The organism is Collinsella sp. LCP19S3_D5 (assembly GCF_052121415.1).
In the GTDB taxonomy this organism is placed as follows: domain Bacteria; phylum Actinomycetota; class Coriobacteriia; order Coriobacteriales; family Coriobacteriaceae; genus Collinsella.
This window is the reverse complement of sequence record NZ_JBQKEH010000007.1, coordinates 25,679-39,026: the sequence shown is the minus strand read 5'-3', so window position 1 is coordinate 39,026 and position 13,348 is coordinate 25,679. Positions and strand designations below refer to the sequence as shown.

Sequence of the window (13,348 nt, the reverse complement as noted above, 5' to 3'; positions counted from 1 at the left end):
GTCGCCCCATGGCTTTGACCGACATCTCGCATCCCACCGACATTGCAATGCTCACCGATCTGTACGAGCTCACTATGGCCCAGGGCCTGTGGGAGAGCGGCAAGGCCAATGAGCAGGGCTGTTTTACCGCGTTTTACCGTGACCATCCGTTTGGCAGCGCCTACGCCGTTATGTGCGGCACCGCCGAGCTGCCCGAGCTGGTCGAGAACCTGCGCTTTACGCCCGAGGATATCGACTACCTCGCATCGCTCCAGGCCCCGGCCGGCGGCGCGATGTTCAAGCCTGAATTCCTCGACTACCTGCGCGATTTTCGTGCGCATGTAAACATCGACGCCGTCCCCGAGGGCGAGCTCGTCTTTCCGCGCGAGCCCATGGTGCGCGTCACCGGCCCCGCGCTGGAGTGCCAGCTGCTCGAGACGGCGCTGCTCAACATTGTCGGCTTCCAGACGCTTGTCGCCACCAAGACGGCGCGCGTGGTGCTGGCGGCGGACGGCCGTCCCGTGGCCGAGTTTGGCCTGCGCCGCGCCCAGGGTCCCGATGGCGGTCTGGCCGTCGCGCGCGCGAGCTACGTTGCCGGCTGTTCCTCTACGTCCAATGTGCTCGCCGGTCGCCGCTACGGTATTCCCGTCTTTGGCACGCATGCGCACAGCTGGGTGATGAGCTTCGATTCCGAGCTCGAGGCCTTCCGTGCCTTTGCCAAGTCGAGCCCTAAGAACTGCACGCTGCTCATTGACACTTACGACGTGCGCGAGGGCTGCGAGCATGCCATTACGGTTGCCAAGGAGATGGAGGCGGTGGGCGAGCGTCTGTCGGCCATTCGCATCGATTCCGGCGACCTCGCCAAGCTGTCCAAGTATGTCCGCGGCCGTTTTGATGCCGAGGGCCTGCCCTATGTGGGGATCTCGGTTTCCAACGATCTGGATGAATACACGATTCAGTCGCTGCTCGACCAGGGCGCGCCCATCGATAGCTTTGGCGTGGGCACTAAGCTCGCGACCTGCTACGACCAACCGGCGCTGGGCGGCGTGTACAAGCTTTCCGCCCGCCGTGCGAGCGAGGCGGACCCGTGGACTCCGGTGGTCAAGCTCTCCGAGCAGCCCTACAAGCGCACGATTCCGGGCGTGCAGCGCGTGCGCCGCTATTACGACGGCTTTGGCGGCCCGGTCTGCGACATGATCTATGACGAGGACCATCTGGCGGGGGAGGGCGCCGCGCGCGGCAATACCCTCGTGGCCGTGAACGATGCCGCCCTGGTGACCGACGTGTCCGAGCTTGAGTATCGCGAGCTGCTGGCGCCGATCGTGCGCGATGGCAGTGCTGTTGCCCCGCGCGAGAGCATCGAGGCCGCACGCGAGCGTTGCGCTTGGGCGCTGGACCATCTGGATCCGGTCTACAAGCGCTTCCTGTACCCGCAGACCTATGTGGTGGGCATGGAGCAGGGCCTGGCGCAGGTGCGCGACGAGCTCGTGCGCAAGAACATGGCCGCGGCTTCTGCCTTCCCCTGGGCTCGCTAATTTTGTTGGGTGTAGGGTGGAATTACGTTCCCTCGGCCGTCAGCTCGCCCGAACCCTCAACAGTTGATTGGTTTGACGTATGACGACTTCTTATAAAACAATGGTGGTAAAGATCGGTTCGTCCACGGTGGTGGGCGCCGATGGCAAGGTCAACCGCGCCTTTATCGGCGGGCTTGCCGATCAGGCTGCTGCCCTGCGCAAACTCGGCTGGCGTCTGGTCGTGGTGAGTTCGGGCGCCATTGCCTGTGGCTATCCCGTGCTGGGCTTTGACCGCAAACCGGTCGGTGACCTGCCGAGCCTGCAGGCCTGCGCCTCGGCCGGTCAGTGCATCATCTCGTCGGCCTACGACGAGGAGTTCCATGCGCGCGACCTGCTCACCTCGCTCGTGCTGCTCACGCGTCACGACACGGCCCGTCGCACGTCCTATCTGCACGCGCGCGACGCGCTGCTGCGTCTGGTGGAACTGGGCGTGGTGCCGGTCGTCAACGAGAACGACACCGTTACCGTCGACGAGATCAAGTTTGGCGACAACGACACGCTGGCGGCGCTTGTGGGCTGCCTGGTTTCTGCCGACCTGTGCGTGACGCTCTCGGACATCGATGGCCTCTATACCGCCAATCCGCACGAGGACCCCACGGCCGAGTTCGTCCCGGTCGTGCATAAGATCGATGCCAAGATTATCGCCTCGGCGGGCGATTCTTCCACATCGGTTGGCACAGGCGGCATGATTACCAAGATCCGCGCGAGCCGCATCCTGATGACGGCGGGCATTCAGAGCGTGATTTGCTCGGGCGAGGAGCCCGATGCGCTCGTGCGCCTTGCCCGCGGCGAGAGCGTGGGTACGCTGTTCGATCCGCCGGCGGAGCGCCTGGACATTGCGCCCCGCAAGCTGTGGATTGCACTGGGCGACAAGGCGCATGGCTCGGTGACGGTCGATGACGGCGCCGCGAAGGCGCTGGTCAGCCGCGGTTCTTCCCTGCTTGCGGTGGGTATTCGCGAGGTCGATGGCACGTTTGCCGAGGGCGATGTGCTCGACGTGTGCGACCCGAGCGGCATGGTTGTCGCCCGCGGTATCGCCGAGGCCGATTCGGACGTGCTGGAGCTTGCAGCCGGACGCCGCCAGGACCAGATTGCCGGCAACCGCTTGCTGGCAGACTTGGCCGAGAAGCCCGCGATCCACCGAGACAACTTGATCGTGTTTGCATAAAGAAAGACAGCGCTGCGGATCGTTTCCCGCAGCGCTGTCTTTCTCGTGCCGGCACTTGGAGGCGTTTCTTATGTGCCGGCAGGTGGGGACACTCCTTTGCTAGAAGATCTGGCGCAGGTCTCCGCGGTTGAGGGCCTCGTCGAAGAGGTGCTTGAACACCACGCTGCCGTGCAGGCCGTCGTGCTCGAACTCGTTCGTCACCCAGGCGTGTGAGTTGCCCACGCGGCTGAGCGTGTCGAGCTGCAGGCCCGAATCCACGTACATGTCGTCGAAATACACCGCGGCTTGGAGCGGCACCTCGTTGCAGGCCAGGCGCTGCGGGTCGTAAATCTTGTCCCAGCTGGTGTCTTCCATCAGCAGGTCCATGGCGGGCTTGAAGGGCTTGAGCTCGGGCATCTGCTCAAACATCCACGGGAACATGGCCTCGCCGGTAAACATGAGTGGGCGCGCGAGGGTGTCGAACTCGGCACGATGGGCCTTTTCCTCGGCGGCTGCCCAGCCAATGGGCATCGTGTCGCCATCGGCGTAGATGAACTCCTGCAGCGTCCAGTACAGCGGATTCGTGCGCGTGTTGGTGCGCTCGAAGGCGCGCATCAAAAAGCTGTCTGATACCGAGGAGCCGCAGCTCAGCGTACCGTCGCCATTAACAAACGCGTGGTCGATAATCCAGTGCATGCGCTCAAAGCTCGGCTTCATGCCAAAGTCGCTGCCCATGAGCTGCAGGCGCTCGACCGTCATCGGCGAGCCGTCGGGCAGCGCGGGCTTTTGCTCCTCGAGGGCATCTGCCAGGGCCGCCACGCGCTCGACGTCGGCGGGGTAGCGGTCGTAATACTGCTGAGTCTTGGCCGCCATACGCGGGAAGGTGTGCGCGTAGACCTCGCTGGCACTCGCCGGTACGTGCGGAATGCCGCCGCAGGTAAAGCTCGCCGCCACGCCCTCGGGGAAGAGCGACAGATAGCTCAACGTCAAAAAGCCGCCGTAGCTCTGGCCGAGTGTGACCCAGGGCTTGCCGCCAAAGCCCACCAGGCGCAGGTACTCAAAGTCGCGCACGATGGAGCTGGCGAGGTGGCGCTTGAGAAAATCCGCCTGCGAGCGGGCCGCATCGGAGCCTGCCGCCTCGGCGCGCTCACCCAGTGCGGCAATCGTGCGCCCGTCTACACAGCTGCTGCGCCCGGTACCGCGCTGGTCGGGCAGGACGACGCGGAAGTGCTTGACGGCCTCCTCGATCCAGCCGTCGCTTGTGGGCGACAGCGGACGCGGGCTCTCACCGCCGGGGCCGCCCTGCAAAAAGAGGAGGAGTGGCAGGTCGTCGTTGATACGGTCGGGAGCGCAAACCACGCGGTAGAAAAGCTTGATGCTCTCGGGTGCGCCGGCGATGGGCGCCGGCATGGCGCCGCGGCGCATGGTGCTGCCGAAGGCCAAAAGCATTGGCTCCAGGCCGCGCCAATCCAAGGGGACGTCGATGCTGTGGTCCTCGACATAGAGGCCGGGGACGTGGTACGAAGTGATGAGGGCCATGCGGTACTTCCGTTCGTTGCGGTGTTTCGGGTTGACCAATTCTACCGCCATGCGCGAGGGCATGCACAAATCGGCTACCATGGTTGGCAAACTACTAAGAGAAAGGGCCGTCCATGTCGGTCGATATAGCCACGTATGTCCACGATCTTGCCGTTGCCGCCAAGGCAGCGTCGGCCTCGCTTGCCACGGCGAGCGACGAGCAGCGCCAGGAGGCCGTGCGCGCCATGGCCGCGGCGCTGCGCGATGGCGTCGATTCCATCGTCGCCGCCAACGAGCTCGATATGTCCGCTGCGCGCGATGCGGGGACCTCGGCGGGGCTCCTCGACCGTCTGCTGCTGACGCCCGAGCGCGTCGAGGGCATGGCCGCCGGCTTGGAGAAGCTCGCTGAGCTGCCCGATCCTGTCGGCCGCGTGCTCGACCACTGTGTACTTGCAAGTGGTGTGGACCTCACCCGCGTGAGCGTGCCGCTGGGCCTGGTCGCCATGGTCTATGAGGCGCGCCCCAACGTGACGGCCGATGCCGCGGGCATCTGCATCCGCACCGGCAACGCCTGCATTCTGCGCGGCGGTTCGCTGGCCTATCACTCGTGCGCCATGATTGCCGAACTGCTGGCCGATGCGCTCGAGGCCAAGGGTTTCCCGCGCGAGGCTATCTCGATGATCGAGTCCACCGATCGCGAGGCCACCGGCGAGCTCATGAAGCTTCGCGGCATCGTCGACGTGCTTATTCCGCGTGGCGGTGCGGGCCTGATCCAGCGCTGCGTGCGCGAGTCGCTTGTGCCGGTGATCGAGACGGGCACGGGAAACTGCCACATCTACGTGCATGAGTCGGCAGACTTTGATAAAGCGCTCAACATTATCGTTAATGCCAAGACCCAGCGCGTGGGCGTGTGCAACGCCGCCGAGTCGCTGCTTGTGGACCGCGCCGTGGCAGATTCGTTTTTGCCGGCGGTCGTGGCCGTGCTGCACGACCACGGCGTGCTGATTCACGGCGACGAGGCCATGTGTGCCGCATGCGCCGCCGCCGGTCTTGCCGAGGGCGAGGACTTTGTTGCCGCAACCGAGGAGGACTGGGGCCGCGAGTACCTGGCGCTCGAGATGAGCGTGAAGGTCGTGGCGAACGAGGACGAGGCCATCGCGCACATCAACCGCTATGGCACTATGCATTCCGAGGCCATCATCGCCGAGGACGCGGACGCTTGCGAGCGCTTTTTGGATGAGATCGATGCCTCGGCCGTGTATGCCAACGCCAGCACGCGCTTTACCGACGGCGGCGAGTTTGGCCTGGGCGCCGAGATCGGCATTTCGACCCAAAAGCTCCACGCCCGCGGCCCCTTTGCCGCCGAGGCCCTCACCACCTACAAATACAAGCTCCGCGGCACCGGCCAGGTCCGCCCCTAAACCTACCAAAAAGGGACAGGTTTATTTTGGCAGGTTTTATCTGCGGTTTTGCCGGGCGACGCGTTCGCCCGGCTTTTTTCTCCGTATGCCTTTTCTGCCTTTCGGCTTGAGCCGCGGCGATATACGATAGTGACACCGTGTCTTAGCACCGACTCACCTGGAGGTATTGCCATGTCTCAGACGCTTTCCGCCGGAATCACCCGCGACCGTGCGTTCGAATTGCTCAACGAGCACAACAAGGACCCGTTCCACATCACCCACGGTGAGACGGTCGAGGGCACCATGCGCTACTTTGCGCGCGAGTTCGACCCCGAGAACGAGGAGTTTTGGGGCATCGTCGGACTGCTGCACGACTTGGATTGGGAGGAGCATGAGGACGACCCCGTGAACCACACCATCTATGCGGCCGAGATTCTGGAGGGCGAGGGTGCATCGCCCGAGCTCATCCGCGCCATCCAGACGCATACCTCGGACTTCAACACCTCGCTGCCCAAGCCCGAGCTGCAGATGGAAAAGATCCTGTTTGCCTGCGACGAACTTACCGGCCTGATTGGGGCTGCCGTGATCATGCGTCCGAGCAAGAGCGTCATGGACTTTACGACCAAGTCGCTCAAGAAGAAGTTCAAGGACAAGCGCTTTGCCGCCGGCTGCTCGCGCGACGTGATTACGCAGGGCGCCGAGATGCTGGGCTGGGAGCTCCCCGAGCTTTTCGACCGCACCATCGCGGCCATGCAGTCCTTCGCGCCCGACCGCGACACCTTCCAGGCCTAACCTGCCAAAAAGGGACAGGTTTATTTTGGTAGGTTTTATCTGGGAAGACGCTTCCGTTGGACGTTATTCAGCGGAAGCGTTTTCTGTTTAACATGGTAGCGCTTGCGAATGGCGGCGCCTCGCGGCAGGCAGCTGCGCTTCGCCGTATCCGTAACGCGGTAAACGCGACGCTAGGACGCGTTCTTGATAATCCATGTTCCGAGTCCGGTCAACAGCTGAACCTGCTTAACGGTTAGCCCTTCTTTTCGAAGCGCGAGAATCGCCTCATTGCGAAGTGGCTTGGAGACGGATTTGAGTTCCGTCGGAGCGCATCCTGCGACACTTTGCACGATTGCCGTGCCAAATGAATATGGTTTCCCATAAGGCACCAAGCGATAAGCTCGATATTGTGTTTGGGGAGGATTGCATCGAGGATCTGAAGCATGGCGATTCGGTCCTCGGCATCGTCAAACAGCAATTGCCCTCCGTTTCCACGCAACGTGACGTGGAAATAACCGGTTGGTGACTTTGAACGAGGTTTTCTCGGCATGGCCCCTCCTTTAGCTTGGATGGGCTGAAGATACCTCATTCGGAGGCTTCGGTTGTCGAGATTCAGTTTACCGACTATAGCTGCTACCTGCCGAAATGTTATTGCGTTTTCAAATTGATGCTTTTTAATGGTAATTGAGCAAGACGGGCGCGCTTGCTGTGGATGCGGGCGTTGCTTGCGTCGATCTGGACGGCCCTCGCGTGATGTCATCACAAATGGGCTTCACGCATTTTCGCGGCGATAGAAAAATGGCCGGGGCTTACAAACAAAACGGAGCACCCGACCATTTACCAATTGTTTGCTGACGTTTCCCCAGATAAAACCTGCCAAAATAAACCTGTCCCTTTTTGGCAGGTTAGTTGAGGGCGGCTTGGGCTAGGCGGGCTTCGGCGTCTTCCTCGGTGACGCCCAAGGCCACGGCAATCTCCTCGATGGAGCGGCGCTTGGCTTCCTTGAGTACGCGCATGTAGTAGGAGCTGGGCTTTTTATCTGCTTCCTCGGCCTGGCGAATACGGTGCATCATTGTTTTTGCCACGCGGACCGTCTCGGGCGCACCCAGCTTGAGCTGCTGCTTAAAGTGCGTCTCCTCGAGCGAGCTGTTGCGCTCGGTAAAGGTGTCGCACTCCAGCTCGTCGTAATGGCTCAGTAGGTGCTCGGCATCTTGCTGGGAGATGGCGGCATGTAGACGGTCGGCCTGCGCCACGGGGTACATGAGGATCGTCTGCGCATGTCCCTGCTTGGTCTCGAGCAACAGCATGGGCTGCGGTGTGTCTTCCCTAAAACCGACGACGGTGCAGACTCCCTGACCCGGATGAATGACGTGTTGACCGATTGAGAACATGCTACCTCCAACTTATACGAATTAACGTATGTCTAGAATACCACGCTGACGTGCGCAAACCCTTACTTTATGCAGGAAAAGCACACAAATCCGATAGGTAAGAGTATTCGATACTCTGTCTGGCTCATGCACATGTTTATGCATTTTCGGCGGGTGCACAATCAGCAGGCAGACCGCCATCTTTGAATGGCCTTGCGACAACTGTAGTCAATTTTGTGCATATGCAATATCGATTGACTTTACCCTGCGACAGTAGTTACCGCTTGTGATAGAGTGCTGCAAACTCTGGCTTTTGCCCTACGAGTGACCAAGAGCTCGGGGGCTTTAACACAAGGAGGATCTATGCCCGAGAAGATTGAAGAGCTGGTACGCGCTGCGCTTGCTGCGGCCCAGGAGGCCGGCGACCTTTCCGCATTTGAACTTGACGATTGCGCTATCGAGCGACCGGCTGACACTTCTCATGGCGAGTGGACCTCCACCATGGCCCTGAAGTCCGCCAAGCTGGCTCACTGCGCCCCGCGCAAGATCGCCGAGGCCGTCGTTGCCCATATGCCCGAAGATCCCGCGATCGAGAAGGTCGAGATCGCCGGCCCTGGCTTCATCAACTTCTACCTCTCCGTCGCCGTCAAGAACGCTATCTTCGGTGAGGCCCGCGAGAAGGGCATGGACTTCGCTAAGTCCAACGTCGGCGGCGGCCTGAAGACCCAGGTCGAGTTTGTCTCCGCCAACCCCGTCGGCCCCATGCATATTGGCCATGGCCGTTGGGCCGCTCTGGGCGACTCCCTCTGCCGTGTTATGGACCATGCCGGTTACGATATCCAGCGTGAGTTCTATATCAACGATCACGGCTCTCAGATGAACACCTTCGGCAACTCCATCAGCACGCGCTATATGCAGCTTGCCGACATCATCGCCAAGCAGGGCGTGGATATCGACGAGGCTCACAAGCTGCTGATTGCCGACCGCGATGCCTTTGTTGCCGACGAGAACGACGAGCATCCCGAGACCCATCCGTATCAGGACAACTTTGCCGAGACTCTGGGCAAGGACTCCTACGGCGGCGACTACATCATCGACGAGGCCGCCGAGTTCTGGCGCACCGACGGTGATAAGTGGGTCGACGCCGATCCGCAGGAGCGTATGGAGAGCTTCCGCGAGCGCGGCTACGTAAAGATGGTCGACAACATGCGCGACCTTTGCCACGCCGTCAACTGCGACTTCGATCGTTGGTTCTCCGAGCGCTCGCTGTACGTGAAGGACACCGAGGGCGAGACCGCCGGCACCTCCGCTGTCGACCGCGCTTTCGAGAAGCTCGACAAGATGGGCTACCTCTACACCAAGGACGGCGCTCTGTGGTTCCGCTCCACCGACCTGGGCGACGACAAGGACCGCGTTCTGATCAAGTCCGACGGCGAGTACACCTACTTCGCCTCCGACGTCGCCTATCACTGGGATAAGTTCCAGCGCGTCGACCACGTCATCGACATCTGGGGCGCCGACCACCATGGCTACATCGACCGCGTCCGCTGTGTCTGCGACGCTCTTGGCTATCCCGGCAAGTTCGAGGTTCTGCTGGGCCAGCTCGTCAACCTGCTGCGCAACGGCAAGCCCGTCCGTATGTCCAAGCGCAAGGGCACCATGGTGACCCTGCAGGAGCTCGTCGACGAGGTCGGTTCCGACGCCGCCCGTTACACGCTCATCTCCAAGAGCTCCAACCAGATGGTCGACTTCGACATCGAGGCCGTTAAGAAGCGCGATAACTCCAACCCGGTCTACTACGTGCAGTACGCTCACGCTCGTGTGTGCTCCATTCTGCGCCGTGCCGCTGACGTTACGCCCGAGCAGGCTGACGAGATGGGCATGAAGGCCGTCGCCGCCAAGGCCATCGGCGAGAACGTCGATTACTCGCTGCTGACCGACCCCACCGAGCTTGCCCTTTCGCGTAAGCTCAACGAGCTCACCGACCTCATCGTCAGCTGCGCTCGCGACCGCGCCCCGTTCCGTCTGACGCACTTTGCCGAGGAGCTCGCCGGCGACTTCCACAGCTTCTACGCTGCCTGCCAGGTGCTTCCGAGCGAGGGCCGTCCCGTCGACCCCGAGCTTTCGCGCGCCCGTCTGGCCGCTTGCGACGCCGTCCGCGTGACGCTCGCCCTGGTGCTCACTCTGGTTGGCGTTTCTGCACCCGAGCAGATGTAATCTACGGGTCGTTTGACCGTGTAGGTTTGGCTTTGCTGAGCCCTATAAGCCCGATCTCCCATGCGGAGGTCGGGCTTTTTGCGTTTGGCGGGGCTTTTTGGCGTGTTGGAAAATGCTACAAAAACGCAACTATACCGGTTTACGGGGCTGAATCGCTGCCTGGCGACCATAGCAACAGCAGCGAAAATAAAATCGCAGGTAGACGGCTTGCCGAATATTAAAAATGCAGGGTATGGTTGGCTTACGCCGTTCTTGCACCGTAATCCGCGATCGTTTTGAAAACGACCCCTTGGGGACGGAGGAAAACGGATCATTTTTGTCCGGTGGGAGAGAGGTGCGAAACCGTCCGCCACGAATCGGGCTTATCTACTACGTTTAGTCGCATACCCCGAACCATGCCGAAAAGTACGATATTAAAACCGCAGGTAGCGGGCTTGCGATTTTAGGAAGATCGAGGGGATGGTCAGGGGTCGCGGGTCAAACGTAGTAGATAGGCGCGTTTCGTGGCGCGGCTATTCCGGATGCCACGGCTTCACTCCTCTGGTGCGACAGAGGAAGCGCTTTTGAGGGAGAGTGTCCCTTTTGACCAGTTGTATAAGAACGTCCAATGACTAAGTTGCAGGTGGTGGCGGTTGTGTTACACTAACGCTGCGTATTTGACGTAATCATCTCGATACAGATCAATGATGCCCGTTTTGTTTTGAACGGAGCTAGACTGTTTAGCCGCCCTGAAGGTTTATGCAGGGAGCATGTGATCACAGGGCTTTAAAAGAAAGTTGAGCAAACACTGTGTCTGATCAACAGCAAGAAAATGAAATAAGCACGGCACAAACCACTCCCGCTGCACCGGTTGCGTTGGACCAAATCGCGAAACCCGCACCGTCGCAGGCGTCGGTCCCCGAGACACACCAGAACGCTGCCTCGGCTTCGAGTGAGAACCCTGTTCCCGTCGCACCTGTTACCGGGGAGGAGGCTGCGCCCGTGAAGCCCAAGCGCACGCGTCGTGTGGCCAAGCCCGCTGCGGATGGCGATGAGGCTGCAAAGCCCAAACGCCGCACCACGCGCACGACGCGTGCCAAGCGTCCGGTTTCCGCCGAGGTTTCGGCGCCGCTTTCAGATGAGGTTGCGCAGGCCCGCGCGCTTGCGCAGATCAGCGAAGCCCAGGTTGTTCGTGCTCGCCGTCGTGCCGCAGAGCGCGATGCTGCGGCTCTGACCGAACTCGCGGCTTCGTCCGCCCCCGAGGCGCCTTCGGCTCCGGCTCCCGAGCAGGTAGCAGAAAAGCCGGCTCCGCGCACGCGCCGTCGCACGGCGGCCAAGGTCCAGCAGGCTGCCGAGCAGGTTTCGTCCGATGCCGCCGAGACCCCGGTTCGCTCTGCGGCGGAGGAGGACGCTTCCTCTGCTGAGTCTGTCGTGCCTGCCGAGGCCGGCGGTGCATTTGTCGTCGATCCTGCTTTGCGCCCGCATCGCCGCGGCCGCAAGCCCAAGGCATTTGTCGAGGCGGAGAAGGCGGCCGCTGCCGCGGCTTCTGTCCAAGATGCCCCGGCGTTCGTCGAGCCTACAACGGCTGCCGTGGTTTCGGCCGAGGGCGCTGATGTTCCTGAGGTCGCTGTTTCTGCCGCTGCCGAGTCTGCCGACGTTCGTCCCGGGCGCAGCCGTCACACCGCAGCCAAACGCCCAGCTAAGGCAGAGGCGAAGTCCGGCGCCGAATCTGCGGTAGCTGAGTCTACCGAGGTGAGTGTCGACACGACTCCCGAGACGGTGGGCGCCGATCGGTCGGCAGGCGAGAAGCCCAAGCGCACGCGCAAGAAATCTTCCAAGACCAAGTCTGCCGAACAGCAGGGGGATGCTGAGCAACAGCCCGAGTCCGACGCTAAGTCGGACGGCGAGACCCCGGCGACCGCCGATGCGCCCACGACGCCTGCCGTCGAGAGCGCTGAGGCCGAAGAGGGCTCCCGCCCCAACCGTCGTCAGCACAAGCGTAACGATGAGCGCAGCGAGCGCAAGGACGATCGTGGCAACGACCGCCGCAGCCGCCAGCGCGATCGCAAACAGCGCAATAAGGAGCGCAACGCAGCTCCGACCGAGCCAACGCTTTCGCGCGAGGAGCTCGCGGCCATGAAGGTCGCCGAGCTGCGCGAGAAGGCCAAGGAGTTCGAGATTGAGACGACCGGCAAGAAGAAGGCCGAGCTCGTTGAGGAGATCTACACGACCGCCGCGAAGGCCGAGGGCTTCCGCGATATTAAGGGCATCCTGCAGATTCGCCCGGACAGCTCCGGCATCATCCATGCCCACGGCTACATGAAGTCCAATGACGACGCCTTCGTGCCCGCCTACCTCATCCGCTCCGCGCGTCTGCGCACGGGCGACGTGATCGAGGGTTCGCTTCGTCCCTCGCGCAGCGGCGACAAGCGTGCCGGTCTCGCCAAAATTACGACCGTCAACGGTCTTGATCCTGAGCAGGCCCGTAACCGCCCCAAGTTCGGCGATCTCACGCCGGTCTACCCCAATGAGCCGCTGCGCATGGAGCATGGCAAGGATTCCATTACCGGTCGCGCCATCGATATCGTGTCGCCGATCGGCAAGGGTCAGCGTGGCCTGATCGTGTCACCGCCCAAGGCCGGTAAGACCACGATTCTCAAGAAGATCTGCCAGTCTATCTCGATCAACAACCCCGAGGTGCACCTCATCTGCCTGCTCGTCGACGAGCGCCCCGAAGAGGTCACCGATATGCAGCGCTCCATTGAGGGCGAGGTCGTGGCCTCCACCTTCGATATGCCCGCCGACAACCATACCCGCGTGGCCGAGCTCGTCATCGAGCGCGCCAAGCGCATCGTGGAGTTGGGCGGCGACGTCGTGGTGGTTCTCGACTCCATCACGCGTCTTGCCCGTGCGTACAACCTGGCGGCGCCCGCCTCGGGCCGCATCCTTTCGGGCGGCGTCGATTCGGCGGCCCTGTATCCGCCTAAACGCTTCCTGGGTGCTGCCCGCAATATCGAAAACGGCGGCTCACTCACCATCCTTGCTTCCGCCCTTATCGATACCGGCTCCAAGATGGACGAGGTCATCTTTGAGGAGTTCAAGGGCACCGGCAACATGGAGCTCAAGCTCGATCGCGATCTGGCCGACCGCCGCATCTTCCCGGCCATCGACCCCGTTGCCTCGGGCACGCGCAACGAGGACCTGTTGGTCGACGAGCAGATGCGCCCGTTTGTCTTTGGCCTGCGCCGCATCCTCGCCGGCATGAACAATACCGAGCGCGCGGCAGCGTCGTTTATCAAGGGCCTTAAGGGCACTAATACCAACCAGGAATTTTTGGTGCGTTCGGCAAAAAAGCACAGCGACTACGAGCAGACGTTCTAGTCCGTCCGCTGC

General features: G+C 61.8%; 9 protein-coding genes. 6 read left to right on the top strand and 3 right to left on the bottom strand.

Annotated elements, in window-relative coordinates; translation table 11 throughout:
- Window positions 1–8 precede the first annotated feature (8 nt).
- Together ACTQXO_RS04315 and proB are read left to right on the top strand one after the other, a co-directional pair.
- A complete protein-coding gene (locus tag ACTQXO_RS04315) occupies window positions 9–1,514 on the top strand; it encodes a nicotinate phosphoribosyltransferase (protein ID WP_427794587.1) in 1,506 nt (501 codons plus the stop codon).
- 79 nt (window positions 1,515–1,593) lie between these two features.
- Complete coding sequence (gene proB, locus ACTQXO_RS04310; RefSeq protein WP_154518242.1) at window positions 1,594–2,721, top strand: glutamate 5-kinase; 1,128 nt, start codon at window positions 1,594–1,596, stop codon at window positions 2,719–2,721.
- Between the two features lie 99 nt (window positions 2,722–2,820).
- Here the strand turns inward: proB and ACTQXO_RS04305 are convergent, their stop codons facing one another.
- Window positions 2,821–4,239, bottom strand: coding sequence for an alpha/beta fold hydrolase (locus ACTQXO_RS04305; RefSeq protein ID WP_441033006.1), 1,419 nt, complete (start codon window positions 4,237–4,239; stop codon window positions 2,821–2,823).
- A 113-nt stretch (window positions 4,240–4,352) separates the two neighbouring features.
- Between ACTQXO_RS04305 and ACTQXO_RS04300 the strand changes: the two genes are divergently transcribed.
- Both ACTQXO_RS04300 and ACTQXO_RS04295 read left to right on the top strand, forming a co-directional pair.
- Complete coding sequence (locus ACTQXO_RS04300; RefSeq protein WP_441033009.1) at window positions 4,353–5,639, top strand: glutamate-5-semialdehyde dehydrogenase; 1,287 nt, start codon at window positions 4,353–4,355, stop codon at window positions 5,637–5,639.
- A gap of 171 nt (window positions 5,640–5,810) precedes the next feature.
- On the top strand, window positions 5,811–6,410 hold the full coding sequence (locus tag ACTQXO_RS04295) for an HD domain-containing protein (RefSeq protein ID WP_427747469.1): 600 nt from the start codon (window positions 5,811–5,813) through the stop codon (window positions 6,408–6,410).
- 232 nt (window positions 6,411–6,642) lie between these two features.
- On the opposite strand, the gene ACTQXO_RS04290 is transcribed toward ACTQXO_RS04295, so the two are convergent.
- Window positions 6,643–6,939 carry a transposase gene (locus ACTQXO_RS04290; protein ID WP_441033012.1) on the bottom strand — a complete coding sequence of 99 codons (297 nt, stop codon included), beginning with the start codon at window positions 6,937–6,939 and terminating at the stop codon, window positions 6,643–6,645.
- A 355-nt stretch (window positions 6,940–7,294) separates the two neighbouring features.
- Complete coding sequence (locus ACTQXO_RS04285) at window positions 7,295–7,780, bottom strand: CarD family transcriptional regulator (protein ID WP_154518254.1); 486 nt, start codon at window positions 7,778–7,780, stop codon at window positions 7,295–7,297.
- 342 nt (window positions 7,781–8,122) lie between these two features.
- Between ACTQXO_RS04285 and argS the strand changes: the two genes are divergently transcribed.
- Window positions 8,123–9,976: an arginine--tRNA ligase gene (argS, locus tag ACTQXO_RS04280; RefSeq protein ID WP_441033016.1), complete on the top strand. Its 1,854-nt coding sequence runs from the start codon at window positions 8,123–8,125 to the stop codon at window positions 9,974–9,976.
- Between the two features lie 981 nt (window positions 9,977–10,957).
- Complete coding sequence (gene rho, locus ACTQXO_RS04275) at window positions 10,958–13,336, top strand: transcription termination factor Rho (protein ID WP_441033019.1); 2,379 nt, start codon at window positions 10,958–10,960, stop codon at window positions 13,334–13,336.
- Window positions 13,337–13,348: the final 12 nt, after the last annotated feature.

Coding starts and splice junctions, on each gene's coding strand:
- ACTQXO_RS04315 (WP_427794587.1), top strand. CDS start 9: ATGGCTTTGACCGACATCTCGCATCCCACCGACATTGCAATGCTCACC.
- proB (WP_154518242.1), top strand. CDS start 1,594: ATGACGACTTCTTATAAAACAATGGTGGTAAAGATCGGTTCGTCCACG.
- ACTQXO_RS04305 (WP_441033006.1), bottom strand. CDS start 4,239: ATGGCCCTCATCACTTCGTACCACGTCCCCGGCCTCTATGTCGAGGAC.
- ACTQXO_RS04300 (WP_441033009.1), top strand. CDS start 4,353: ATGTCGGTCGATATAGCCACGTATGTCCACGATCTTGCCGTTGCCGCC.
- ACTQXO_RS04295 (WP_427747469.1), top strand. CDS start 5,811: ATGTCTCAGACGCTTTCCGCCGGAATCACCCGCGACCGTGCGTTCGAA.
- ACTQXO_RS04290 (WP_441033012.1), bottom strand. CDS start 6,939: ATGCCGAGAAAACCTCGTTCAAAGTCACCAACCGGTTATTTCCACGTC.
- ACTQXO_RS04285 (WP_154518254.1), bottom strand. CDS start 7,780: ATGTTCTCAATCGGTCAACACGTCATTCATCCGGGTCAGGGAGTCTGC.
- argS (WP_441033016.1), top strand. CDS start 8,123: ATGCCCGAGAAGATTGAAGAGCTGGTACGCGCTGCGCTTGCTGCGGCC.